Raw genomic sequence first — 25,858 nt, forward strand, 5'->3', positions numbered from 1 at the left:
GTTTGTTGGGGGGGGGTGGGGGGGGGGGGGGTGGGGGCACGCGGTTCATCAGGTCTTCGGCCTGCTGGTAGCCGCCGCCTTCGAGAAACCAGCGCAGGCTGCGGGGCCAGCGATCGAGCTCCCACCAGGCCATCCGGGGAATCAGGCCGCCCCAGAAGAGCGATTTGCCGCCCAGGTTAAAGGCCTGACCACCGTCGAAGGCGGAGCCAAAGCCGTTAGCAAAGTTCTGTACCTTGAAGCGTTCGTAGAGGTTCCAGACGTGCTTGTCGAACTGGCCAACGCGGTGCTGACGGGGCAGGTTGGCGGTGTGGGTGGGGAACAGGTAGCTGCCCGCCTCCAGCACCAGCACATCCAGACCCAGGTCGGAGAGCTGGTCGGCCAGAATGCCGCCGCCAATGCCGGAGCCCACCACGATCACGTCGTAGAGACGGTTCTCGTCGAGGTTGGGCGGAAAGAATTCTTGCTGAAGATTGGTGTTTTCGACCACGACCTCGGTCATGGGCGGAAAGGTGACCACAGGGGCCGCATACAGGTAGTCGCCGCCGGAGACGGGCTGCAAAAACAGGTCGGGGCCGTTTTGCCAGTAGGTGCGCTCCAGCACAAACTTAAAGGTGAAGCCGCCGCCGTAGCGGGCAGCGGGCAGCTCGAAGCGCCAGGCCCCGTTTTCGTAGAGGCCGGGGATGTCTTTGGCCCAGTTGTCGAGGTTGGTGCGAATTGTGATCTGGCGATCGGGGCGGTAGTCGGCGGTGGCGAAGCGAAGGGTAAACATGGGGGCTCTCCTGGGGTGTCGCTTTAACCTCCAATGGGGATCAGTTAGGCTCCGGATAGAGAATTGTGATCGTGATCAACTGGTTGCGATCGCCGCCGCCTTTCCTAGGCTGAGCGGATCTGTGCCCTGAGCGGAGTCGAAGGGCACAGAAATGAATTGACAGGGGCGAAGAAACCTCCATACTGAGAGTCATGGCACGTGCCGCCGTCCTCGTATTTCCCCCAGCCGCCATGATTGCCACCAGCGATACCCACGTTTACCCCGTGCTCTGGCAAGACGACCACCTGGTGCTGATTGACCAGCGGCAGCTGCCGGAGCGCTACAACATTGTGTCGATTCACCGCTGCGACGACGTGGTGCGATCGCTGCGATCGGGCATTGTCCAGGGTGGCTCGGCCATGGGCATTGCGGCGGCCTACGGCCTGTATCTGGGGGCCACCGAAATTCACACCGACGACCCCACCGCCTTTTGGGAGCGGATTGAGGCGATCGGCGACCAGTTTAAGCAGACCCGGCCCGACAAAGCGCATTTGCAGTGGGCGGTAGACACCATGCTGCGGGTGGTGCATCACTCCAGCGCCACGATAGAAGAGGTGAGGGCGCAGCTGCTGGCCCAGGCCCAGGCCATTCAAACAGAAGATTTTCGCCTTTGCCATGCGATCGGTGACTACGGGGTCGGCGTGCTGCCGCAGCACCCAACTAAGCTGACGGTGCTGACCCACTGCAACCACGGAGCGCTGGCCACCTCGGGCTACGGCACGTCGCTGGGCATTATGCGATCGCTGTGGCACTCGGGCCGTCTGGAGCGGGTCTATGCCGCCGAAACTCGCCCCACCTTTCAGGGGTCGCGGCTCACCGCCTGGGAATGTGTGCAGGAGGGCATTCCGGTGACGGTGATTACCGACAGCATGGCCGCCCACTGTATGCAAAAGGGGCTGATTCACGCTGTGCTGGCCGGGGCCGATCGCATTGCCGCCAACGGCGACACGATCAGCAAAATTGGCACCTATAGCCTGGCCCTGGTGGCGCAGGCCCACGGCATTCCGTTTGTGGTGGCGGCCCCCGTATCAACGGTTGATTTCAGGGTGGCAACCGGAGAGGGCATGGCGATCGCCGAGCATCCCCACGAGGAAATTTATCAGCTGGGCGACGCTCAGAGCGCTATTCAGGGCGGTCAGCGGATTACTGCTCCCAGCGGGGCTGAGTTCTATAATCCTGCCTCTGATGTCACTCCGGCTCGCTGCATTACCGCGATTGTGACCGAGCGGGGAGCCTTTTCTCCGCACCAGCTGAGCGAGCTGCAGGCGAAGTAACGCCACTATATCTTTGTTATAAGCACAACCATTGATTTTTCTAGAGCAAATGCCGCTCCTTTGCTCCACATCATTATGATTAGGAGGATCGTTGCCCCAAATCTCCGTCTCAATAAGCCCCAGCCATGCCTACCCTGCGCCCCCCAGCCCACGTTTCCAGGTATTTGCTGACGGTTTTTGCCGTAACTGCTGCTGTGATTGGGGTGAGGTTTTTAGTCACCTGGGCCGCCGAGGTGTTTTTGCACCCGATTCCCATCTTGGGGGGCTGGCTTAAGAGCCTTGAGATCGTTGAGCTGAGCGTCATTGTGCTGTTTGCGGTACTGGGCTTTGGGCTGGGCAGCGCCACCCATCACCTACCGGCCAAAACCTCGTTGGGGTTAAAGTCAATTGCTCTACTGGTGGCGTTGCCGCTGGTTTTTTTTAGCAGCTACTGGCTGCGGCACCAGCTGTGGCTCAGCCAGCTTACCGCCGAGTCAACCCTGACCCGCCAGCAAATTACCGCCCTGGCCAACCAGGCCCTCAGCCGCGAGGGCGGCAGCCAGGGGTTTTGGGGCTACTACACCACCACGACCCGCATGCCCATTTTGCCCGCCACCGTAGACGAGCTAGAGCGCATGGCCGAAGACCAAAAGTGGTTTCGCTCAGAGCTGACCCGCTTCAGCGGCATTGAGCCCGGCGTATTCTCAATGATTTTTGACGGGGCTGGCTGGGGTATTCGCCTGTTTTACATGGCTTTGGCCTTTTTGACTGGGGTGATCTATTTCTTTAAAGGGCTGGCCGAAGCCGATGCGGCCCGGCTCCGCAGGCTGGCCCAGGGCACCGTTGCTAAGGGCAAAGCATGACGGTGCTGACCGTATTGATGATGGACGGTGAGGCCCAGCCATGACCACCCTGGCCGCTGTGATTTTAGCCGGGGGCCGCAGCTCCCGCATGGGCCACGATAAGGCGCTGATTTCGCTAGGAGCCGAGACGCTGATCGAGCGCACCTGTCGGGTGGCGATCGCCTGTGCCAATGCGGTATATGTGGTAACGCCCTGGGGCGATCGCTACCGCCCTCTGGTACCCGCCTCGGTGCAGTTTATCGTCGAGCCGCCAGACCTGGGCGAAACCTGCCAGGGGCCGCTGGTGGCGCTGGTGCAGGCGCTGACCTGGTTTCGAGATCGGCCTGAGGACACCCCCGAATGGGTGCTGGTGCTGGCCTGCGACATGCCCAACCTGACGGTAGTGGCCCTGGGCACCTGGCGTACCGAACTGGACACCATCCCTTTGCCTTACCTGGCTTACTTGCCCCAGCGCCAGCACCGCTGGGAGCCCCTGTGCGGGTTCTACCGTACGGCGGCGCTGGGGTCGCTGCAACAGTATGCGATCGCATCTTCAACGCGATCGCTGCAGGGCTGGCTCAACCAGAATCTAGTTCAGCCAATACCAGCAGTGGATGATGCTCTATTGGCCAACCTCAACACCCCCACCGAGTTGCAGCAGTGGCAGCGGGCGACAAAGCCCTAGGTAGACCTCATCGAAGTCTCTGCCCTTAACGGCCAAAGTCCCCGGTGCAATGAGGTATAGCGAGAACTGCTGACCAGGGTCAGCGGCTATTTGCCCGCCAAAGCAGGCCCGGTTCGTAGATCACCTCTAGGGCGTAGCCCCGAGCCTGTAGCGTGGCCTGGAGCTGGGGCGACGGGTTGAACAGAAACAGGTCGCTGTAGCCCGTCGGGAGAGGCGGCACCACCTGCGGCTCGCGCACCAGCACCAGGGTGACCGTATCGGCCAGAGCATGGCTGAGGGATAGCAGTTCTCCGATGTTCGTTCCGTAGCTGCTGCTCACCAGCAGCGGCTGGGGCGATTGATTGATCAACGCGGCGATCGCAGGCTGAGTCTGGCTACTGTACTTAGTCCACCAGGTATCGGCCTGTAGAATAGCTCCATTCGATAGAATTGCCGCTGCCAGCAGCAGGGCGATCGCCCCCCTTTGCCAACGCTTACCGGCAATGTTCGTGGTCAGAACCAGACCCATCCAGTGGGTAACCGCCAGTTGCAGGCTCAGCCAGGTGGGAATCAGATAGCGGCTAATGCTCGATCGGTGGCCCCCCCACAGCACATCGGGCAGAATCATGCCCAGGGCGGTCACGCCCCCCAGCAAGACGACAAAGGCCCACACCGCAACGGGTGCTCGACGCACCAAAACCACCAGCGCATAGCCAACCAGCCCCGCCAGCCCCAGCACCATCGGCAGCGACAGCCGCAGCGGATCGTCAGAGCCAAGGTTAAAGTCCACAAAAACGCGACCGATATCGGCAATCCACGATCGCATGAGTTCTGGCAGCGATCGCGGCTGGCCCAGCCAGGCTGTCGCTGCCATCACCCGCGAGGACTGATTGGCTACCTGCACCAGCCAGGGTGTAATCAGCACCCCGCTGGCCGCTGTCGCCAGCAGGTACTGACCCAGGGGGCGAGTCAGCCGCCAGCCCTGCATCGCCAGCACGTACAGCCCGTGGGCCAGCATCACCAAGACCGTAAGCAGAAACGTATATAACCCCAGCGTGAGGCTGAGGGCATAGATCGCCCACCAGCGGGGCGACGGGTGGCGCAAGGTCCGCAGCAGTACCGCACAGGAAAACAGCACCATGGCCGTCCACAAGCCATATTCCCGCGCCTCCTGAGCATAGAGACTGTGGAACGGAGAAATGGCCACCAGCCCAGTCAGAAGGGCTGCATGGAGCGGCGATCGAAAGAGTTCCCACCCCAGCCAGTAGGCAAAGGGCAGGGCCAGCAGGGCCAGCAGGGCCGAAACTGCGCGAATGGCGGTGACAGAATCCCCCACTAGCCCGGTCCAAAGCCGCGCCAAGACATAGTAAAGAGGCGGGTGCTGGGCGTCGTAGGTGGCCAGCACTGCTACGGTATCGGCCACGCTGCGTTCGGGGCTGAGGCGCTGAAACCGCTGGAGATCGGCCACCGTGACGGGCTGCCCAGTCAACAGCGCCTGCTCTAGCTCAGGCACCGCATAGCCGGACAGGTGCAGCGACGTGTAGGCCTCGTCGTGCCAGTAGACCTGGCGATCTAAATGAGCAAAGCGGAAGACAATGCCCAGGGTGACCAGGGCCGCCAGCCAGAGCGCTAGGCCAGACGCCTGGGGAAATGCAGTGGGGGGCGACGATTGCTGTACAGTCATCAACCTTCCGCCGCAGGCTTAGGGGCACATGTAGCAATCCGAGTCTAGAGCATCCGGCCCGATCGCAATACTTTTACCAACGCCTGCGCAGAGGCGATAGCGGCCCCGAGAGGGCGATTGCAGCCTCAGGTCAAACGCCCCAGGGCTTTGATTAAAAATAGCGCTGGTCGCAGCAATAGTGTCTTTGCCTGCTGATGTTTTGGCAACCTGGCGGTGTTCCCCAGGTCAGGTAACCTGGATATTTCAAATCTCCCGGCTAGACCCACGGGCTCCACCATCCCAGAGCTAACCCTCGCTGTCTGCTTGAGGCGTAGAGTCGGCTGGGCTGGCTGGCCTGGTCTCGGGCGCAGCGTCACTGTCTGAAGGAATAGCTTCAGGTGTTGGAGGCGCGGCACTGGGCCAGGGAATGCGGGGGTCAGCGGCAATCAGGCGGGCCACTTCTCGTGCCCCGTAGCGGTTGACGTGGCTGGGGTCGGCAAATAGGTGCGACTGCCAGCGCCATTCTTCCAGCAAATCGACCAGGGTGAGGGTGCCCTGGTTGGCCCAGCCCTGCAAAAATTGCTGAAACTGGCGTTCGTGGCCCAGCCGCACCCCGTCCAGGTAGTCGTTGCTGAGGGGCAAATTAACAAACACCAGGGGAATGTTTTGGCTCTTGAGAAACTGGGTCAGAGCCTCAAAGGAGGTCGTCTGCACCCCATCCAGGCGAAAGGGCCGATAGGCGTTGTCGTACAGCCCCCGCACCCGAGGAAAGCTGCGGTAATACACCGCCGGGTTGAACTGGTCGTTGACGGCGAGGAAGCCCTGGGCATTGATTGGGCTGGGGGGAACCGTGCCATGCTCGGGTTCGGCGGTCTCGTCAGGGGCGGCCTCTGAACTGGGTTCTGAATTGGCTTCTGAGCTGGGGCCAGAAGCGGCCTCGGCTGAAGCGGGCGATTTCTCCAGGTTTTGCAGAGTCAGCGCCGCCCCGTCGCGGACAGCCGCATAGCCTGGAGACGCGAGAATTTCGGCAAAGGTGCGATCGAAGCGGCCGCTGTTGAAGGCGCGCGACCCCTCAGCCCAGATCACTAATTTGGGGTGCAGGTCGGGGGCCAGCAGCTGCCGGGTCACAAAGCTCACCACCTGGGCGGTGGCCCCGTTGACGCTAAAGTTGTAGACCTTGAGGCCGGGGTAGCCCTGTACGGCCAGCGCCTGCTGTAGCACCTGGGGGTCTACGCCCTGTAGCGATCGCGAGCTGCCCACAATCAGCACATCCGGCGGTCCCTGGGCCGCCACGTAGGCGCGGTACAGGCTAACCTGCTCGTCGAGCACATCGCTGCCCAGAGCCGGAAAGGCGCGGGGCAACCCCTGCTGGGCCAACCGCTGCTGGGCCAGGTAGAGGTTGCGCTGGTACTCCAGCGCCTTGCGCTGGCTAAAGACCTGGCGGGGGTCATCGGTGGGCAGATCATGGCTTAAGGCGATCGCTCGACTCCAGGCCCCGGCCACCTGGTGCCACTGGGCCGCGGTGGTGGCCGTGGCGGCCAGCTGGGCCGCCTGGTTGGCTTCGCCCACCGCCTGGTACCAGGGGTCACTGGCGGCAACGGGGGCCGCGATCGCCGGGCTGGTAGGGCTAGTGCTGGTGGCCAGGGGGCTAGAACGTCCGGCGCAGCAGGTCAGCAAAACGCCCAGCATCATCGATGCCGTTAGCCCGCCTCGGGAGGTGAGGAGATAAGTCATGGCAGTGATCAGGGCGCGGGTAGTAAAAAGATTTGGCTGACGCCCGTAGATCGGTGACGATACGCCCTAGCTACAGTTTAGAAAATCGCGCGACCAGGTTGGGGGTGCCGTGCCAACGGCATGGTCAATTGGGATGGGGCCGAAAGGCGAGCCGACATCCTACCGTCTCAGTCGGCCTCAAAAAACGATTGCACTGTGCTCTCTATATGCTCTCCAACAGCGCGATCGCTCTACCCAAAGGCCCACCAGGGGAGGATTTTATTTTTTTAAACACTCTGCAATAGTGGGGCTGTCTCCCGTCATTGTCCCCAGTAATAGCGAGGTAACCGGTGGTACCCCTCAAAGACTACAACCCAGGTCAGCGTACACCCTACGTCACCTACGGGTTGATTGTGCTCAACATCGTCATTTTTATCTACGAACTCAGCCTGCCTACCTACGGCCTGAACGACTTTTTCCACGCCTGGGCGGTCGTGCCCTCAGAATTTTCAACCAGTCTGACTACCGGCGTTTCAGCCATTAATGCCGAAGAATGGCTGACGGTCGTGACCAGCCAGTTTCTCCACGGCGGCTTTTTACACCTGGCCGGCAACATGCTCTACCTGTGGATTTTCGGCAACAATGTCGAAGACCAGATGGGGCACCTGCGGTTTTTGGTGTTTTACCTGCTGTGCGGCACGCTGGCCAACCTGGCCCAGTGGTTTTTTGCCATGGGGTCAAGCATTCCATCGCTGGGGGCCAGCGGCGCGATCGCAGGCGTAATGGGAGCCTACATCTTTCGCTTCCCAGATGTACGCATTCTCACCATCGTGCCCCTGGGGCCATTCCCCCTGCCGCTGAGAATTCCGGCCCTGTTTTACCTGGGCATTTGGTTTGCGCAGCAGGCCGTCTACGGCTTCGCCAGCCTCGGTGCCCCCGCCATGATCGGCATGGAAGGCGGCGGCATCGCCTACTGGGCCCACGCTGGCGGCTTTGCCATTGGTGCCCTGCTGGGGCCGCTGTTTGGCCTCTTTAGCCAGACCGATGCGGAGATTGCCGCTCAGAGATCCGGAGTGGAGTGAGGGAGTGGATGGGTGGATGGGTGGATGGGTGGATGCGATCCTGACTCTTTCAATTCGATAGCCTGATACCAAATCCGAGTCGTACAACCCCGATTTGAAGCCGATACCTCGTAGGGAGCATTGCACTGCAATGCCCCTGCAAGCCGTGCGTATACAGATAGGATTTGCCCTAAAAATAGCCGTTCCCTAGCCCCTTTGGGGCGGCTTCACCAGCGACTCTGTTCAGGGAACGGCTGTAGATATTTTCATTGTTGGGGGTGCCGCGCCGGCGGCATGGACGATTGGTATGAAGCCCAAATACCAAAAAGTCTCAGCACCCATTCCTCCCTCACCCTCCTTATCCCCTCACCCTCCCTCCTCCCCTTGCAACAGGAATGAGGAATTGTTACATTAATTTACAAATGCGCAACATTCAGTAATATGCTGGTTGCTGTCCACAGGAAGTGGCATGCGCGTTGTGAGCAGGCCGCCGAGTCGGTTGGAGTAATGTCGGGTGGGTGAAGAAGGTTCTATGAATAGTCAGTCTGTCACCATGGCCCAGGTGCTAGAGCTGTACGCCACGGGGCGTCGCGATTTTAGCCACCTCGACTTCCACGAGGCCTGGATGCCGGGGCTGGAGCTGCCCGGTGTCAACCTGAGTCAGGCCAATCTGGTGTCGGTCAACCTGCATCAGGCCAGGCTGAGTGAGGCCAAGCTGAGCGGCTGTAACCTGTGGCGAGCCAACCTGCGGGGGGCCAATTTAGAGAATGCCGATCTGGCCCGCACGGTGTTGATTCGGGCCGAGCTGAGCCACATTGACCTGTCTGGGGCCGACCTGCGCTGCAGCGATTTGCGCCTGGCAACGCTACACCACAGCACGTTGCGCAACGCTGACCTGCGCAACGCCAACCTCAGCTATACCGACCTGCGCGGGGCCGACCTGCGCGGGGCCGACCTGCGCGGGGCCGACCTCACCGGGGCCAACCTGCGCGGCGCAGCGGTGGCAGCAGCCCAGCTAGAAGGGGCTCGCCTCGATCGCGCCTGGATCGATGAAGCTGACCCCCAGCCCCCTGAGCTGTCCTCCACCCGCTAGCTCCCCATCCTCCTTACCCACCTCATCTCCTCATCCCTCGGCCTCCAGCGATCGCCGCAAATGCCCTCCGTGCTGGGCCAACCGCTGGGCGGCAGCGTCGGCATCGAGCCCGCCCAGGTGCATCATCAGTGCTAGCTTGACCTGCTGGTGGCTGCGATCGAGCAGGTTGGCGGCGGCATCGCGGTCTAGGTCGGTGAGGTCGCAGAGAATGCGCAGGGCGCGATCGCGCAGCTTGGTATTGGTAACGGCCACATCCACCATCCGGTTGCCGTAGACCTTGCCCAGGCGCACCATTGCCCCGGTGGAAATAATATTGAGCGCCATTTTGGTCACCGTCCCGGCTTTGAGCCGGGTTGAGCCGGCCAGTAGCTCTGGCCCCACCAGCAGGCGAATGTCGATATCGGCCTCGGTGGGCACCTGGTCGGCGGGTACACAGGCCATAAACACGGTGGTTGCGCCCCGCTGGCGGGCGGCGGCGATCGCCCCCCGCACGTAGGGCGTGGTGCCCCCGGCGGTAATGCCCACCACCACATCCTGAGGCTGCAGGTTGCAATTGGCGATCGCGGCGGCCCCGTCTTCGGCCACATCCTCTAGCCCCTCAGAGCTTTTCACCAGCGCCCCGGCCCCCCCGGCGATAATGCCCTGCACCAGCTCTGGGGGGGTGCAAAACGTGGGTGGGCACTCCGCCGCATCCAGCACCCCCAGTCGACCGCTGGTGCCCGCGCCGATGTAAAACAGCCGCCCGCCCTGGGCCAGAGCCGTTGTTACCGCGTCGATGGCAGCGGCTAAGGCCTCGCGCGCGGCGGCGATCGCCGCCAGGGTGCGATGGTCTTCCTGGTTAAACAGGTCAACCAGCTCAAGGGCGCTGAGCTGATCGAGCTGGGCGCTGCGGGGGTTGGCCTGCTCGGTGAGCAAATGACCGCGATCGGCGGGGTCTGAGGGCGGGTGAACAGAAGAACTGGCGGGCACAGGCGGCATCTCTTAGTCAACAAACACTCCCGCTAATGTATAGCGCTGGCGCACCTAGCGCACAAACCGAATCGCGACGTAGTTGACGGGCTTGCCCTCCGACGCCCGCACGGCCCCCACAATGCAGCTGACAATTTCAAACAGGGCCAGGGGCACGACCAGCAAAAAGCCCACCAAAACAAACATCAGCGCCAGGGTAACAACCCAGGCAATAAACATCGTGAGCTGAAAGTTGAGGGCGGCTTTGGCCTGCTGCTGAACGTAGGCCGCGTTGGAGGCCGCGCTGGCCCCAGTACCTCTAACCAAAAGCAGCACCAGGGGAGCCACGACCCGACAGGGCAGCAAAAAGGAACCACCCCACAGCAGCGGCCAGCCCCCCAGCCACTGGCTGCCCAGCACCAGATAGCTCAAGACCGGCGCGAGATGGGCCAGGGCCACCAGGGTCGTGTCTGAAGGGGCCATCTCTGGGGGCGTTTCTGGAGCCGCTTCTGGGGCCGCTTCTGGAGCTATTTCTGAGGAGGGGCGGTCGGCCTCGAAGCGGTCGTCAAAACGGTCGGCCCTAGGTAGGGTCGGGTTGGGCGCGGGGACAGCTGCCCCCGCCGAGTCGAGCGGGGCTACCGCCGAAGCATTGGCAAAGGTGTCGCCGGGTGGTCCGGCCGTAGCGCCTTCCGGGGAAAATAGCGCCCCTTCAAGGCTAAAGCTTTCTTGCCAGGTGACCTCAGCCCAGCCGATGCGGCGGGCCGTTACCCACACCCTATCGACTGGGCAGGTGAGCCCCAGGCGCAGCAGCCCGCGCCGAATCTGCGGCACCACCTGGCGCTGGTCAATGACGGCCTCTGACTCTAGGTCGAGGTAGAGCTGAGTGCCCCGCCACTGCCCCTGGGCTACCACGCCCTGGGCGGCTAGCGATCGCGTAATCAACCGGGCGATCGCGCGGGCATCGCCCTGGCGGGCGCGGTCAATCAGGGTAGCGAGAGGGGTGGTCATAGCGGGCCAGCCTAGAGCAGTTTCTCAAGCTGCTGCCGCATGCGATCGAGTTCGGCCTGGGAGAGGCCGCCGACCGCTTCATCGGGCCGCTCACTGGGGCGCTCACTGGGCCGCTCAGTGGACTCATCTTTGGGCTGGAGGTCGGGGTTGGGCTGGTCGGGGTCCCAGAGGTGTTCGTCCAGGTTGTACTCGGGGGGCACCGCCAGCGTCCCTTCAGGAATCAGGCGATAGCCGTAGCCGACCGATTCGCAAAACTCTTCGATTTCAGTCTGCTCGAAGCCCTCCACCGTGGCCTCCGGAAAGTCTTGGGCCTCAAGCATCAGCGCGTAGCGGGTGGCATCGTCCTCATGCTCAAACATCAGAATTAGATTTTGCCCGTTAATGGTTTCGGCGTGGATGCCCTCGTTATCGGTGCGGGCGTTGAACAACAGCACGTACACCACCATAGCCCTATCTCACATACAGCATTACCTTGTTTACTCTACCGGGCGATCGCAGCGCGAACAAAGTTACCCCGGCTGCCGTCTACGTCTTTAGAAACTAAATGGCGGCATAGCCGTGCATCCCCCAACGAGAAGAAATCCATCAGTTCATTACGGATGGTGGGCAGAAGTTTCGGGAGTTCACTACTATGTTGGGTGTTCTGCGGTAGCGTAAACGGGTATGACCCCTTCTCAAGATTCGGAGTCGTCTCAGGAACCGGAGTCTGCTCAGAAGCCAGAGCCTCCTCAAGCACCAAAACCAGACGGTGGCAAACCCTGGCTAACGTCTGCCCTGGTGGTTGGGTCTGGGCTACTGGTGCTGGGCGGCAGCACGGTGCTGGGCGGTTGGCTGTGGAGCCGCAATAACCTCGTTCCCTGGGTGTCTGAACAGCTTTCTGAAACTCTGAACCGTCCGGTTGAGCTGGGGCCGCTTGAGCAGATTGGGCTGACCGGAGTGCGGGTGGGGCCGTCTACCATTCCCCCGACGGCGACCGATCCAGATTCTCTGTCGCTGGCAGCGGTTGAGCTGCGCTTTAGCCTGCTCGACCTGTGGCGGCGAGAGCTGCCGCTCACCCTCACTCTGGAGCAGGGGGAGCTTTACCTGGAGCAAAATGCCGAGGGCGAGTGGTTTAACCTCGACATCGATTTGCCGGAGCGAGATCCCGATCGCGATCCGTTTATTGCCGTTGACCTCGAAACAATTAACGTCAGCGACAGCCAGCTCACCATGGTGCCCTACGTTGAGGGGGACGCGGAGCCCGTGCGGGTGGCGATCGCCGATCTGCACGGGCAGCTTCAGTTTAGCGACACCTTCATTGACGTTCCTGCAGATCCCAACTCTCCGTTAGAAACCCGACAGCTAAATTTAGCCCTCAGCGGCAACTCCATCCAGGGCGGCAGTCTTGAGGTTAAGGGCGTCGTTCTGCTGCCCCCGCCCCAGGACTCTGGCGCGATCGCCGACGCCACCGAAGTCCCCGGCCCCGGCCTGCAGGCCAAGCTCAACCTGCGCACCGAGAAGGCCAGGGCGACCGATATTTTGCCCCTGCTCGACTCATTTCTAGAGAATCCGCTGCCCGTGCAGTTTCCCACAGGCGTGGTCAGTGGCCAGGTCGATATCGAAAGCGGCGGCGGCGACCCGGCCACCGTGGTGGGTACGGCGCGGGTCGAGGACGCCTCGCTGATTACCCGCGGCCTGCCAGAACCCCTGCAAAATCTAGAGGGCGACGTGCGGTTTCGGGGCCGGGTGCTTGAGTTTGAAGGGGTAACGGCCAGCCTGGGCGAGCTGACGGCTAAAGCGGGTGGCACCCTCGACATCGACGGGGGCTACGACCTGAGCGGCCAGGTCAACCCCTTCAGGCCAGAGCAGCTGGCTGAGCTGTATGAGGTGGCGCTGCCGGTACCGACGACGGGCACTTTCCTCGCCAACGTCACCATGACCGGACCGCTGCGGCGGCCCGTTATCGCCACCGATTTTATCTCCCAAAGCCCCATCACCGTTGATCAAGTCGCCTTCACATCAGTCGAAGCCAACACCACCCTGAGGGGACGCGACCTGGTGATCGACAGCTTTCAGGCACTGCCCCAGGCCGGAGGCTCGCTCAACGGCAGCGGGCTCTACAGCTTTGGCGAACCGGGGCAGCTGGCGCTTTCATTCACGGGCGATCGCCTGCCCGCCAATGCCCTGGGCCAGCCCTACGGCCTGCCCGACACCGTGGCTCTGGGGCCGGTGTTTCTAGAAGGTGAGGTCAGTGGACCCTTTAGCCAGCTCACGGGTACCGCCAGCTGGCGGGCTCCGGCGGGCGACTACCCGGCCCGGGGCGATCTGCGCCTGGCCGACAATACCCTGCGCTTTACCGATACCTTTGTGCAGGTGGCCGGGGGCACCCTGGTCGGCCAGGGCAGCCTGGGCCTAAACAGCCGCCAGTGGGAGTCATCCATTCGGGCCGATGCCGTGCAGCTCGACCAGCTGGGGGCGGGTGTAGACGGCGTGCTGAACGGGGTCGCCCAGTTTTCTGGCACCCTGGCGGGCGGCCTGAGCGGCATTCAGGGGCAGGGGGTGGCCCAGGCGGTGCTGGCGGGCGGTACGGTGAATACCCGCGCCAGCCTCAATGGCGGCCAGTGGGTGGCCGACCTGCGGGGCCAAAACCTGCAGCTGGCCGCCTTTGCCCCCGATCTGCAGGGCACTGCCGAAGGCCGCTTTCAGCTCAGGGGCAGCACCGATACCCGCAGCCTGGCCGGCGTGCGAGGCGAGGGGCAGCTGGTGCTGTCGGATGGCTTGGCCTCGGCGGCGAGTCGTGCCCCCCAGCTGGCTCAGGTGCGGCAGCCCCTCACCGCTGAGCTGGCCTGGAACGGTCAGTCGATTCTGGTACAGCGGGCCAGCACGGCGGGGCTACAGGCCAACGGCGTAATCACGCCCCAGCTCAGCGGTGCCGGTGCGCCCGCGATCGCCAACCTCGATCTCAACCTCGATGTCAACGGCTACAGCCTGGCGGCGCTGCCGCTGCCCGAGATCATTCCCCTGGCGGGCAACGCGTTCTTTGACGGGCGGCTGCGGGGGTGGCCCGGAGCGCTGACACTGATCGGCGACGCCTCGCTGGTGGGCCTCACCGCTGGGGATCTCGCCTTCGCCTCCCCCCTGACGGGGCCGATCGCCTATACCCAGGGCGGCCCGCTGGCGGTCGATTTGACCGGCGGCGGCGATCGCGTCTATGTGGCCACCGCCGAGGGCGACCGCGACCTCACCTTTGAGGTGCGCAGCGGCGATGCCCTGGCCGAAGGCTATACCCAGACCGGCATTCTCTATGCCACCGTCGAAAATCTGCCCATTGGTGACCTGCGGCTGCCCCAGGCGGGCACCAGCGGCATTGGCACCTTCGACGGTCTGATCACCTCCGCTGAGATCGTCGCCGACCTGCGCCGGTCGACGCTGCGGGCCAGCTTCGACGTGCAAGACCCCAGCATCAGCTACATCAGGCTGCCCTCAGAAACCACCCTGACCGCCATCGACCCCAACGCCCCCGAGCGGCCGCTGGAGGTGACCCGCTACGGTCGCCTGCGGGGCAATGTTACCTTTGCCAACAACGTGATTGGCCTGGTGGGGCTCAGCCTGGAGTCGGCTGATGGCCTCAGCCGCTACCTGGCCAGCGGCACCTACGCCCTGGGCGAAACGCCCCAAATCAATGGCGAACTGGTGGTTGAGAACGGCCAGATTCAAGAGCTGCTGCAGACCCTGCTGATTTTTGAATGGACTGATTTTCGCCCCAACCTGCTCAGCCCGCCCGACTGGTACCGCCCCGCCACCCCGGCGGAGGTGGCCTCTTTAGAGGAGGTGAACCCGGTGGGCGACAGCAATGCCAGCCTGCTCGATCAGCTGCGCCGCCTGGCCGAAGTGCAGCAGCTGCAAGACATTCTGGCGGCCCAGGCCGAATCTGCGCCGCTGCCCCCGCTCGAAGAGCTGACCGGCAATTTCTCCGGCACCGTCACCGCCAGCGGAGCCGTTCCCGACGATCTCAACGTCACCTTTGACCTGGCCGGGACCAACTGGGTCTGGGGCGAACCGGACGGCAGCAACGGTGCCGTCTACCGCTTTGACGAGGTGATTGCCCAGGGCAGCTACCAGGACAGCATTATTCAGCTCGACCCCGTCAGTGTGCGATCGAACTTTTCGGATTTCTCAGAGACGACTCAGCAGGGGATTGCCCTGGCCACCCTCAACGGCGAGTTTAGCCTCAACCCCGACGATGCCGAAAACCGCACCATGCGCTTAGAGGTCAGCAATGTCCCTCTCAACGCCCTGCGCCAGCCCCTGCGACTGCCCGACAACCTCGACGGGCTGATGAACCTGGGCGCTACCCTCACCGGCAGCCTGGCCAATCCGCAGGTGCGGGGTCAGCTGGCGGTCAACGAAGCGACCATCAACCGCAACACCATTGACCTGGCCACCGCCAACTTTAGCTACGAAAACGCCCGCCTCAACCTGATCAGCCGGGTGGCGGTGGATGAGGAAGTCGAAGATCCGCTGCGGCTGGTGGCCAGCGTGCCGCTGACCCTGCCCGGCCTCAATCAGCAGCCCGAGACCGATACGGTCAACATCACGCTGAGAATGCGCGACGACGGCTTTGCCCTGATCAACCTGTTTACCCAGGCGATCGCCTGGGAGTCGGGGATGGGCAATCTCGACCTGGCGGTTCAGGGCCGCTGGCCGACCAATCAGTCTATTCAGGAGGCGCTGACTACGCTCAATGTCACTGGTCAGGCCGATTTTGAGGACGTTACCATCAGCGCCCGCAGCCTGCCCGAACCGCTGACCAATATCCAGGGCAGCATTCGGGTGGTTGAAAGCCCCGCTACCAGCCTGGCCAGCTCGGTCTATGCCAGCGGTCTGGTGCTCGATGTTCAAACCCTGCAGGGCGACTTTAGCAACGGCAAAGTGGTGGCTGAGGGCAATCTCAAGCTGCTGCCCTCGGTGCAAGATCTGGCCCCAGGTCTGTTTGACAGACGTGATCTGTCTGCCGAGGCCGATGGCTCTGAGGCCGACAATCCCTTTCGCGTCACCCTCGACAATATCGCCCTCGACCTGCGCAACCCCGCTGGTACCTACCGGGGGCGAGTGGATGGCAATGTCGTGGTGGATGGCAGCGTATTTTTGCTGCCGCCCCTCGTCTATGGCGAGGTCATGCTCTCTGACGGCCTGATTACCCTACCCGAGGTAGACGAAGGGGGTGGTGCACCAACAGCCTTTGCCCCCACTCGCGAACCCCGTATTTTTGACCCCATTCCCCCCATTCTGGAGGATTTTCAGCTAGTTTTGGCTGACAATGTTCGGCTCGCGATTCCGGGCATTGTCGATGTGCGAGCTGAGGGCACCCTAGATTTAATCGGTACCGCCCCCAATATCAAGCCCGTTGGCCGCATCGATCTGCCCTCGGGCCGCATTAATCTGCTGACGACCGAGTTCCGGTTAACCGGGGACGAAAACTACGCCGAGTTTAGTGAACTCGACGACACCATTGACCCCTACCTGGTGGCCACGCTGTCGGCGGCGGTTCCCGATAGCGCTGCCGCTGGCGCTTCCCTCTCTACCGCCTCCCCCTTCCCCCGCAACGAAATCAGCGAGTCTAGAATCGACCAGCTGGGTCTGACCCAGGCCGGGGTGCAAACGGTTCGCATTCGCGCCAACGTCAACGGTCGGGTCAGCCGGGTGGTCAACCTGCAGGGGGTTGAGCTAGAGAGCACGCCTCCCCGCTCGGAAGGCGAAATTGTGGCGCTGATTAGCGGCGGCTTTTTAGCTGCTCTAGAGTCAACCCTGGGCAGCGTGTCGGGCGGGGGCGACGGGTTCCAGGGGCTGCTGGCCTTTGCTGGGTCGGCCCTGCTCAACAACCTGCAAAACCTTTTGGGATCGGGCCTAGAGCGCACCGATCTGCGCCTGTTCTCGGCCTCGCCGCCGGGCAACCCCCAGGGCGGTGCTGTCGATATCGGGGGCGAAATCGGCTACAACTTCTCGCCCAGCATTTCGGTGTCGGTGCAAAAGGTGTTTACCAACGTCACCCCCGCTGTTTTCAGCGTACGCTACCGCATCAACGACCAGATTACGCTGCGGGCCATTACCAGCTACGAGCAATTTAACGAAAATACGGGGGCGGTTCTAGAATTTCGGTTTTAGCGCCGGGGAATGACGCTGCCTTTCTTCCTCTATTCCCTGTAAGGTTAAAGCCGTGGGGGTTAATGTCACCCGGCCCATTTCGCTTGCATGTCTATGGATCCTAAGCTTACTGACCAGGCTACACCGTCCCCTGCCGAGGGCGATCGCGCTACCCCAGAAAACGCCCCAAAAACTAATGCCGCAGGGCGGTGGCGATCGCTGTGGCAGGGGCAGTGGGGCAACCTGCGGGTGCTGGCGATCGCGCTGGCGATCGCCCTCACGGTGCGGGTGCTAATCGCTGAACCGCGCTACATTCCCTCCAACTCAATGGACCCGACCCTGCATATTGGCGATCGCCTGCTGGTTGACAAAGTCAGCTACCGCTGGCAGCCCCCGCATCGGGGCGACATTGTGGTGTTTGCGCCGCCGCCTCAGCTCACGCGCCTGGGCTACGAAACCCGCCAGGCCTTTATCAAACGCATCATTGGCGAACCGGGCCAAACGGTTGCAGTGGTGCAGGGGCAGGTGCTCGTCGATGGGCAACCTCTGCAAGAGCCCTACATTCTTGAACCTCCCGCCTACACCCTTGATCCGGTAACGGTGCCAGCCGGGCAGGTGTTTGTCATGGGCGACAACCGCAATGACAGCAACGACTCCCACGTCTGGGGCGGGCTGCCCCAGCAAAACATCATTGGTCGGGCCCGGTTTCGGTTCTGGCCCCTCGATCGCCTTGGCCCGGTTAGCTAACGGCGTACTGCATTACCACCTCAGCTTGACGGGTTGTGTAAGATCAAGGCGACTTGTGATCACCCAGTTCTGAGGCAGCGCCCATGCTTGTACAGCTTGTTCGCCCCCTGGTGCGTACCCAGGTGCAAACGCTCACCCAGGCCCCGTCGGCCAGCGGCAAACTGGTGGGCATGGTGTCGCAGTGGCTGGGCTACCTGGGCATTCACGCAGAAGTGACTCATCTGCACACGACGGGCGATCGCATTCAGGTGTCGCTCTGCGTGGGCAAGCCCGAGCAGTGCACCCAGGCCGAGTGGCAGCAAATTCTCAACAACCTCAACCAGGATAAAAGCACCACCGTCGAAGCCGAAACCCTCGCCTACACGGCTATGTCTGCGACTCAGCAGAGCAAGGTGCAGCGGCTGCTGGCGTCTATTTTGCAGGCCAGTGGTCAAGACCCGCTGGAAGAATGGGCCAACTTAAAGCCCCACCTGGTGGCGATGGGCATGGATGAAGCGATGCTGGGAGGCATTCAAAGCGCCCTCAAAGTGCCGATGCCAATGGAGGTTTTAGTCGAGCAGCTAGAGCCTGACGTGGCGGCCTTTGTGCTGTCTAAAGCGATCCACATCGCCCTACTCGACCAGCAGATCAGCCAGGCCGAAGACACTGCCCTCAAAGCCCTGCTCAACGCCGTCGATCACCAGGTAGTGGCCTAGGTCTATGGATGCTGCCGTCCTCTTTCATCTGGCCTTTCCTGTGGCCGACATTCCTGTCGCAAAGACCTTTTATGTGAATGGTCTGGGCTGTGAACCGGGGCGAGAAACCCCTAACTCGCTCATTCTCAACCTGTATGGCCATCAGCTGGTGGCCCACACCACTACCGACCTAGTGCCCCAAAAGGGCATTTATCCCCGCCACTTTGGCCTGGTGTTTTTGGCCGAAACCGATTGGGAAGCTCTGCTGCACCGCGCCAAGGTGCAAACGCTCACCTTTCACCAGGGCGAAAAGCGCCGCTTTCCAGGCACCACGCTAGAGCATCGCACCTTCTTTTTGCAGGATCCCTTCTACAACCTGCTGGAGTTTAAGTACTACTGCCACCCCAGCGCCATCTTTGGCGAGGTGGAGCAAAAACAGGTTGGGGATGCGGAGTAGGCGATCGAGGCGTGAAGGTCGCGCGATCGCAGGTTAATGGCCTGGCAGTGAAAGTACATGATCGGGCTGCATAAACACATGGGCTATTGTAGACGCGCAACTCATGGGGATCATCTGGCGCAATTACGAAAAGAGGATTTACTCGATGGCTAAAAAATTTTCAGAACTAAAATCTCGCATGTCGCCAGAAGCACAAGCTCGGGCAGCGGCAAAGGCTGCCGCTATGCGTGCGGAGATGCCTCTGCAAGAAATTCGACAAGCTCGGGGGCTGTCTCAAAAAATACTGGCTGAGGTGTTGAAGGTGAATCAGCCTGCGATCGCAAAAATGGAAAAACGCGCCGATGCCTATATTTCAACCCTACGCAGCCACATCGAAGCCATGGGCGGAGAGCTAGAGATTATTGCTCGCTTCCCCGAAGGATCAGTCAAAATCACCAATTTTTCTAGTTTGGATAGTCCTACAGTGTTTCAGGCTGCGACTCAAGACTCTGGCACAACTCTGAAAAAGTGACCATGCTAGATAAAGAATCCTCCGCGTCAAACAACACCTATGAGTGATCTAACCGTTAGCCTGCGACTGCCCAGAGATCTGTTAGGAGCCTTAGATATTCCCGAAAAACAGCTAGCCAGTCAGGTGCTTGAGTTGGTTGCGCTAGAGCTGTTTCGCCAGGGGCGGATATCTGCGGGCAAAGGCGCAGAGATTTTAGCCATCTCCAAGTGGGACTTTATCCAAATTTTGGCTCGGCACCAGGTACCCTATTTTACCGAGTCTGTCGCAGAGCTAGAGACTGAAATCGCTGCTGCTGAAGCATTAGATAACAGCTTAATGCAAACCGTTCGGCGGCAAGCTGGGGAAGAGTAGGCCTGCCGCGACGCTGGGTTCTAGTTCACGTATCAAGCGCTACAAACTTGTTATGACAAGTTGGCTTTACTGAGACCATTCTGCTCTGCAAACTAGGAGGTCTCACGGTGACTGGAGTGCTAACGCGGGTCGATACCTCGACCGATCTAGAGCGCTACGTCGTTGCCGAGGGGCGCGACGAATTGGTTAAGCAGGTGCGGGCCAAAATCAACGAGCTGGGGATTCAGTACATCTATTACCAGTTTGTCTCCGTCACCGGGCGCATTGTCGGCAAGGGCATCCCTGCCGACTACTGGGAGACTACGGCGGAAAATGGCTTTCAGCTGGTCTACGGAGCCACCGTCAACCTGGCGATGGATCGCAACAGTCAGTACCTGGGCTATGGGCCAGAGGCGGCTGAACTGGTGGCGATTCCTGACCCTGAGACTTTCTGCCAGCTGCCGTGGGATAAGCGAGTCGCTCGGGTTTACTGCGTCTGCTTTCGCAATCGGGAAGAAGAGATCGATGCGGCAGCGTTTTTGACCGGCGACTGTCGCGGCAATCTCAAGCGCATCCATGCCGAATTTCAGGCCAAGCATGGCTTGCAACTGCGCCACGGCTGCGAACCTGAGATGATGTGGCTCAAAAAAGGCCCCGACGGCAAGCCCAACGGCGGCGTGACCAAGCCCAACTGCTACCACATCGACCAGTTTGAAGAGCTGCGCCCGGTGTTTCTGCGGGTGATCGAGTACGGGCGGGCCATGGGGCTGGACATGATTCAGGGCGACCATGAGGATGCGCCGGGGCAGCTAGAGCTGAACTTTATGTTTGACGATGCGGTGCGCACCGCCGATCGCCTCACCACCTACCGCCAGATCTGCGCCCAGGTAGCGCGCGAGTTTGACCTGATTGCCTGCTTTATGTCGAAGCCGTTTATGGGCGTATCGGCCTCGGGCTGCCACCACAACCTGTCGCTGTGGCGGGGCGGCGAGACGGCGATTAAGACCTTTGGCTTTGACACCCTGCCCGGCCTGGAGGGCAACTACACCTACCATCGGGGCGGCGAGAATACGTTTATGCCGGTGGAAGGGGCTTCGAAGCGGATACCTGGCCCGGTGGGGCTGCACTGCATTGGTGGCGTGATTGCGCACCTGCCCGCGCTGACCGCGATCGGCTGCTCGACGGTCAACTCCTACCGCCGCCTGTGGGATGCGGGCTTTTGGGCTCCGGTCTACTCTGACTGGGGCTACCAAAACCGCACCTGCGGCCTGCGGGTGTCGGCACCGGGTCGCTTTGAGTACCGCGCGGTCGACTCGATGGTGAACCCCTACCTGATGGCTGCCGCTATTCTCAAGGCCTTTGACGACGGCCTCAGCCGCCAGCTCGACCCCGGTCAACCCGAGCAGCGCAATATTTACGAGGCGATGGACAACGGCAAGCAGGTGAAAAAGCTGCCCATGTCGCTGGGCGAAGCGCTGGACGCGCTGGCTACTGACGAGGTGATACAGTCGGCGCTACCGGGGGAAATGTACCGCCTCTACGACCAGTACAAGCGGGATGAGTGGATTCGCTTTTTGGCCACCACCACCAACTGGGACGTGGAGAACTATATGGACTGCTTGCCTTAAAGGTTTGAAGGTGCTGGCTTAAGGCATTGGTTTGGGTAGGGCAAACGCCGTTTGCCCCTACGAGTTTGCCCGTGTCTGCCTTGGGGTAATCAGATGCCGATCAGGTATCACCGGCTCCTCACCTCCTTATCCCCTCACTTCCTCATCGCCTCACCTCTTACCCCCTTCTCCTCCCCTCCCCTTCCCCCCGCCCTCGCGCCGCAAATACTGGCTAAACTGGCTCACGCTCAGCGGGCGAGCAAACAGGTGGCCTTGGCCAAATTCACAGCCCAGCTGAGCCAGCGACTGGAGCTGAGGAAACAGCTCAATGCCCTCGGCAATCACCTGAATATTGAGGTGGGCGGCGAGGCGAATAATGGCCTCTACAATGCCGTACTGCTGGGAACTCTGGTGGATGTCGACAATGAAGCTGCGATCGATTTTGAGAATATCGACCGGCAGCTGCTGCAGGTAGCCTAGCGACGAGTAGCCAGTGCCAAAGTCGTCAATGCTGAGGCGAATGCCGCGATCGCGCAGCGCCTGAATCATCTGCACCGCCTGGGCGGGGTTTTCCATCACCACAGATTCGGTAATTTCGAGCTTGAGGTTGGCGGCGGGCAGCTCGCTGGTGGCTAAAATGCCGTCGACAATAGCCACCAAATCGGGCTGTAAAAACTGAGTGGCCGACAGATTGACGCTCATGATCGCCTCTGGGGTAATCAGGCTGCGGCGACGCCAGCGCTGCATTTGGCTACAGGCCTCTTGCAGCGCCCAGCTGCCGATGGGCAGCAGCAGCCCCGAGCTTTCGGCAATGGCTAAAAACTCGCCGGGCAGCAGCAGCCCCCGCTCGGGGTGGAGCCAGCGCAGCAGGGCTTCGCAGCCGATTAGCTGCTGGGTAGCCAGGTTGACGATCGGCTGGTAGTGAAGCTGAAATTCTTGCCGCTCCAGGGCCAGCCGCAGGGCCGTTTCGATCTGAAGCGAGCGGCGCACGTCCAGGTGCATGTTGGGTTCAAACAGGGCGTGGCCCAGGCCGTTGACTTTAGCCTGGTACATGGCCGTATCGGCGTCGCGCAGCAGCTCGTCGGGGTGGAGGTACTGGGGGCCGCCAATCACGATGCCAATGCTGGTGTTGGTAAAGAGCTGGTGCTCCTGAATGGTCAGCGGCTGGGCAAACTGTTGGCGAATGCGCTGGGCCACCGCGATCGCATCTTCGACCTGATCCAGCGTGGTCAGCAGCACCGTGAACTCGTCGCCGCCAAAGCGGGCCACCACGTCGGTCGGTCGCACGCAATCCTGCACGATGGTCGCCACCCGCTTGAGTAGCTCATCGCCGACCCAGTGGCCAAAGGAGTCATTCACCAGCTTGAAGCGATCGCAGTCTAGGAACAGCACCGCGAACAAGTCGCCCTCGGGCGGGGCCAGCTGAGCGCTGAGATGGCTGAGAAACTGGCGGCGATTGGGCAGCCCCGTGAGCGCATCGTGCAGAGCCTCGTAGGCGAGCTGGTTTTGGGCCTGCTGCCGCTCGGCAATCTGCTCGTGCAGCGACAGGTTGAGCTGCTCTAGCTGCCGGGTGCGCACCTGCACCTGGTCTTCCAGGCTTTCGTTGAGCCGCCGCAGCTCGGTTTCTATGTGCTGACGGTAGGTGATGTCTTCGATGAGCACGATCGCGCCCTGGGGTCGGTCGGCCAGGGGGTTGGCATCGGCGACTAGCGGTTCTAGACGCAGCTCGTACCAGCGGCTAGAGGCCGACGACTCGCCCCGCTGCCGCACCTGGGTGGGTACCGGCTGCCCCTGGGCCACCCGTTCCCACAGCGTCGCCCAGGTGCCCTCGTCAAACCAGTCGGCCAGCGCGCTGGTGTTGAGGCTGTCGCCCGCTGCCAGCGCCAGCCATTCCGCTGCCAGGGGGTTGGCAAACCACACGGTGCCATCTGCTGCCGCCGCCACCAGCCCCAGGGGCAAGCTGCGGGCAATGGCCGCCTGAATCGCCTGCGATCGCCCCAGCTGCTGGGTCAGCTCGACCAGTTGAGCCACGCCTGGGGTGAGCTGGGGCGCAGCCAGAGCCGCAGGGGCACCACCATCTCCAGGCAGCACCAGGGTTGAGCCGTGGCGACGCTGCAAACTGGCCGTGAGCTGCTGGAGCCAGCGATTTTGTCGCCCCAGCTGCTGACTCAGGCCCAGGCCTCCCACCGTACTGACTACCAGAGCTGGCCCCACCACCGGCAGCCAGAGATTGACCTCAAACAGCGCCAGGGCTAGCCCCCACCAGGCGGCTAGCAGCCCGCCGATCAAGGCCCCCTGCCGATACAGCAACTCGCGCCGCAGGGGAGACTCGCTCTGCAACATATCGCCTGCCGAAAAGGCCCGCCTTGAAAGCAGGGCTAGCCCCAGCGCCAGGGCCAGCGCCAGAATCCAGCCTCCGGTGGCTGGCCTCAGCCAGCGCTGCCGCAGCAGGTTGTCGATCAGCGCCCCGTGCAAATACACGCCGCTGGCGGGCGGGTCGGTGTCAAAGGGGGTGACCCAGTCATCGAGGCCCAGGGCCGTGGCCCCAATCAGCACTACTTTGCCTTCAAAGGTCTGGGGCGGTACCCGTCCTTCTAGCACCTCTACAAAGGAATAGACGGGCAGAGCGGCGGTTGAACTGGGCCAGTTGACCCAGAGAGGGCGATCGAGCGGCGGCAGCGGCACCGCCTGCTGGGTCAGGCTGAGGGCTTCTGCGGTGGCGATCGCCAGGGCTGGCTGCCCCCCCACCAGGGGTTCAACGCTGTGAATGTAGCCATCCTGGTGCCGCTGCGCGATGTGGCCGCTGGCTAGAGCCGCCGTGGCCAGGGTTGGGGTTGGCCCCAGGGGCTGCCCGTCGCGGTTCCAGGCCGAGGCCAAAACGACGGCGGGGTAGGCGGCGATCGCCTCGGCAAACAGGCCATCGTCGGGGCTGCTGTCGCTAAACAGGAGGTCAAACACAATCACCTGGGGCGGCGCAGCCTGCAGCTGTTGCAGCAGCTCAGCGTAGCGCCGTCGCGGCCAGGGAAACGCCCCCAGACGATCGAGGCTAGGGTCATCAATGGCAATTATTACAATCTGATCGCTCCAGGGGCGCTGTCCCCGCAGGCGAAACCGCAGCCGGTACTCGGCCTGCACCAGGGGCAAAAGCAGGCCCAGCTCGCTTGCGCCCAGCACAATCAGGCCAGCCAAGCTCAGCGTTAACAGCGATTCTAGCCTTCGCCAAAACTGGCTAGAGAAGGTAAATCTCATGGGTTTCCTGGCGGCCAAGGGGAGTGATCACTACAACCTCGACTCGCAACCGGGCCGTTGCCAGCCGGGTGAGGCGAAATTCACCCTGGCGATCGACCGTCTGGGGGGTTCCATCCACAAAGACGGTATTGACGGGGTCAACTCGACCCGTCAACGTGACATAGCGAGTGTTGTTCTCAATGGTCACTTGCCGCTCGTAGGATAGGCCGGGGTCATCCCGCAGGGGCACGGGCTGGGTGGGCGGTTCGCCCGGCCAAATCAGGTTTTGAAACCCCGCTGGCACCGCCACGGTTTCGCCCACGGCGGCGGTATCTACGGCTCCGCTCAGGGTGGCAATGCCGGTTTTGCCGTTTTCCTGCACGCTGACACCAAACTCGGTGCCGCGTACGCCGCTAATGCCAGCCGGGGTTTCAATTTCAAACTGCGACCCCTGGTTTGTAAAGCGCCGCAGCCTTGTGCGCACCTGCCCGCGCGGCACGCTGAGGTGGGTAATGCGTCCACCGTCGGCAGCCATCTCTAAGGTGCGAATGCGCAGCTCAGTACGCTCAGAAACATCTAAAAAACCCACATCGGTATCGACCTCCAGCACCGCCGACGATCGCGTGCCCGTGCGCAGGCCGTCGCCTACCGCATTGAGGCGATCGCCCACCGCAGCCGAGTCAGAACCGCTGGGGCGCAGCATCACGACCTCGCCCTGCAGCTGGCGCACCGACAGCCCTCGATTGACCCTCACGGGCAGCGCGTAGGCCGCAAAAGCTACCGTCAGTACCGTAAAAGTGCTGAGGCCTGCCAAAACCAGCCGTCGCTGTCGTCGGTGACGCGGCTTTAGAACATGGGCCACTGGCTGCACAATGGGGTTAATCATGTGTATTTATTACCATGATCTTAATCCAGTTGAGCTGACCCACGCAGTAATTTTTGAGGCTAAACGGTCGCTGTCGGTGTCTAGGGCTCAATTACTAATTAATGATCAAAAGATTGAGAAAGGTTTGAGGGTTGGCACACTTTGAGCAGCGATCGTGCGGCTCATTGGAGCGCCCTGAACCCCAACGGGCCATTAGGTCGCGATTATGGCGCTGATGAAGGTGGTACCACTCAGGTTCTATA

19 protein-coding genes and 1 pseudogene are annotated in these 25,858 nt (G+C 61.8%); 12 read left to right on the plus strand and 8 right to left on the minus strand.

Translation table 11 applies throughout. From position 1 onward, the window contains the following. A pseudogene (locus tag ACQ4N7_RS10355) lies at positions 1 to 769 on the minus strand (GMC oxidoreductase); the annotation flags it as partial. A 230-nt stretch (positions 770 to 999) separates the two neighbouring features. On the opposite strand from ACQ4N7_RS10355, the gene mtnA reads away from it, so the two are divergent. The 3 genes from mtnA (at position 1,000) to ACQ4N7_RS10370 (ending at position 3,588) form a co-directional block, all read left to right on the plus strand. Further along, positions 1,000 to 2,082, plus strand: coding sequence for an S-methyl-5-thioribose-1-phosphate isomerase (gene mtnA, locus ACQ4N7_RS10360; protein WP_430711658.1), 1,083 nt, complete (start codon positions 1,000 to 1,002; stop codon positions 2,080 to 2,082). 125 nt (positions 2,083 to 2,207) lie between these two features. Further along, positions 2,208 to 2,924 (plus strand): hypothetical protein, encoded by a 717-nt coding sequence (locus tag ACQ4N7_RS10365; protein WP_430711529.1) that lies wholly within the window; start codon positions 2,208 to 2,210, stop codon positions 2,922 to 2,924. Positions 2,925 to 2,964: 40 nt separating this feature from the next. Beyond that, positions 2,965 to 3,588: a molybdenum cofactor guanylyltransferase gene (locus ACQ4N7_RS10370; RefSeq protein WP_430711530.1), complete on the plus strand. Its 624-nt coding sequence runs from the start codon at positions 2,965 to 2,967 to the stop codon at positions 3,586 to 3,588. Positions 3,589 to 3,667: 79 nt separating this feature from the next. Here the strand turns inward: ACQ4N7_RS10370 and ACQ4N7_RS10375 are convergent, their stop codons facing one another. Continuing rightward, positions 3,668 to 5,251: a glycosyltransferase family 39 protein gene (locus ACQ4N7_RS10375; RefSeq protein ID WP_430711531.1), complete on the minus strand. Its 1,584-nt coding sequence runs from the start codon at positions 5,249 to 5,251 to the stop codon at positions 3,668 to 3,670. Positions 5,252 to 5,536: 285 nt separating this feature from the next. Further along, positions 5,537 to 6,964, minus strand: coding sequence for a hypothetical protein (locus tag ACQ4N7_RS10380; protein WP_430711532.1), 1,428 nt, complete (start codon positions 6,962 to 6,964; stop codon positions 5,537 to 5,539). 329 nt (positions 6,965 to 7,293) lie between these two features. On the opposite strand from ACQ4N7_RS10380, the gene ACQ4N7_RS10385 reads away from it, so the two are divergent. Beyond that, a complete protein-coding gene (locus ACQ4N7_RS10385) occupies positions 7,294 to 8,025 on the plus strand; it encodes a rhomboid family intramembrane serine protease (RefSeq protein ID WP_430711533.1) in 732 nt (243 codons plus the stop codon). Positions 8,026 to 8,536: 511 nt separating this feature from the next. Beyond that, positions 8,537 to 9,097, plus strand: a complete 561-nt coding sequence (locus ACQ4N7_RS10390) for a pentapeptide repeat-containing protein (protein WP_430711534.1) — start codon at positions 8,537 to 8,539, stop codon at positions 9,095 to 9,097. A 30-nt stretch (positions 9,098 to 9,127) separates the two neighbouring features. Here ACQ4N7_RS10390 and murQ read toward each other — a convergent pair whose 3' ends face one another. Genes murQ through ACQ4N7_RS10405 form a run of 3 tightly spaced genes read right to left on the minus strand, consistent with a single transcriptional unit; the run spans position 9,128 to position 11,499 of the window. Next, a complete protein-coding gene (murQ, locus tag ACQ4N7_RS10395) occupies positions 9,128 to 10,066 on the minus strand; it encodes an N-acetylmuramic acid 6-phosphate etherase (RefSeq protein ID WP_430711535.1) in 939 nt (312 codons plus the stop codon). A 54-nt stretch (positions 10,067 to 10,120) separates the two neighbouring features. Then, entirely contained in the window at positions 10,121 to 11,053 is a 933-nt protein-coding gene (locus ACQ4N7_RS10400; RefSeq protein WP_430711536.1) for a DUF4870 domain-containing protein, read from the minus strand. Positions 11,054 to 11,064: 11 nt separating this feature from the next. Next, positions 11,065 to 11,499, minus strand: coding sequence for a DUF3110 domain-containing protein (locus tag ACQ4N7_RS10405; protein WP_430711537.1), 435 nt, complete (start codon positions 11,497 to 11,499; stop codon positions 11,065 to 11,067). 217 nt (positions 11,500 to 11,716) lie between these two features. Here ACQ4N7_RS10405 and ACQ4N7_RS10410 point away from each other — a divergent pair, with 217 nt between their 5' ends. From ACQ4N7_RS10410 to ACQ4N7_RS10440, 7 genes are all read left to right on the plus strand, one after another. After that, positions 11,717 to 17,197, plus strand: a complete 5,481-nt coding sequence (locus ACQ4N7_RS10410) for a translocation/assembly module TamB domain-containing protein (protein ID WP_430711538.1) — start codon at positions 11,717 to 11,719, stop codon at positions 17,195 to 17,197. Positions 17,198 to 17,290: 93 nt separating this feature from the next. Continuing rightward, on the plus strand, positions 17,291 to 17,923 hold the full coding sequence (gene lepB / locus ACQ4N7_RS10415) for a signal peptidase I (RefSeq protein ID WP_430711539.1): 633 nt from the start codon (positions 17,291 to 17,293) through the stop codon (positions 17,921 to 17,923). An 83-nt stretch (positions 17,924 to 18,006) separates the two neighbouring features. After that, a complete protein-coding gene (locus ACQ4N7_RS10420; protein WP_430711540.1) occupies positions 18,007 to 18,618 on the plus strand; it encodes a hypothetical protein in 612 nt (203 codons plus the stop codon). Positions 18,619 to 18,622: 4 nt separating this feature from the next. Continuing rightward, positions 18,623 to 19,054, plus strand: coding sequence for a VOC family protein (locus ACQ4N7_RS10425; RefSeq protein WP_430711541.1), 432 nt, complete (start codon positions 18,623 to 18,625; stop codon positions 19,052 to 19,054). 145 nt (positions 19,055 to 19,199) lie between these two features. After that, entirely contained in the window at positions 19,200 to 19,565 is a 366-nt protein-coding gene (locus ACQ4N7_RS10430) for a helix-turn-helix domain-containing protein (protein WP_430711542.1), read from the plus strand. Between the two features lie 39 nt (positions 19,566 to 19,604). Continuing rightward, positions 19,605 to 19,916, plus strand: coding sequence for a UPF0175 family protein (locus tag ACQ4N7_RS10435; protein WP_430711543.1), 312 nt, complete (start codon positions 19,605 to 19,607; stop codon positions 19,914 to 19,916). A gap of 107 nt (positions 19,917 to 20,023) precedes the next feature. Next, entirely contained in the window at positions 20,024 to 21,523 is a 1,500-nt protein-coding gene (locus ACQ4N7_RS10440; RefSeq protein ID WP_430711544.1) for a glutamine synthetase family protein, read from the plus strand. A 150-nt stretch (positions 21,524 to 21,673) separates the two neighbouring features. Here ACQ4N7_RS10440 and ACQ4N7_RS10445 read toward each other — a convergent pair whose 3' ends face one another. Then, complete coding sequence (locus ACQ4N7_RS10445) at positions 21,674 to 24,751, minus strand: EAL domain-containing protein (RefSeq protein ID WP_430711545.1); 3,078 nt, start codon at positions 24,749 to 24,751, stop codon at positions 21,674 to 21,676. Next, complete coding sequence (locus ACQ4N7_RS10450; protein ID WP_430711546.1) at positions 24,732 to 25,616, minus strand: FecR family protein; 885 nt, start codon at positions 25,614 to 25,616, stop codon at positions 24,732 to 24,734. Before ACQ4N7_RS10450 ends, ACQ4N7_RS10445 begins: the two co-directional genes overlap by 20 nt. Between the last annotated feature and the right edge of the window lie 242 nt (positions 25,617 to 25,858).

Source organism: Nodosilinea sp. AN01ver1, from assembly GCF_050565655.1.
In the GTDB taxonomy this organism is placed as follows: domain Bacteria; phylum Cyanobacteriota; class Cyanobacteriia; order Phormidesmidales; family Phormidesmidaceae; genus Nodosilinea.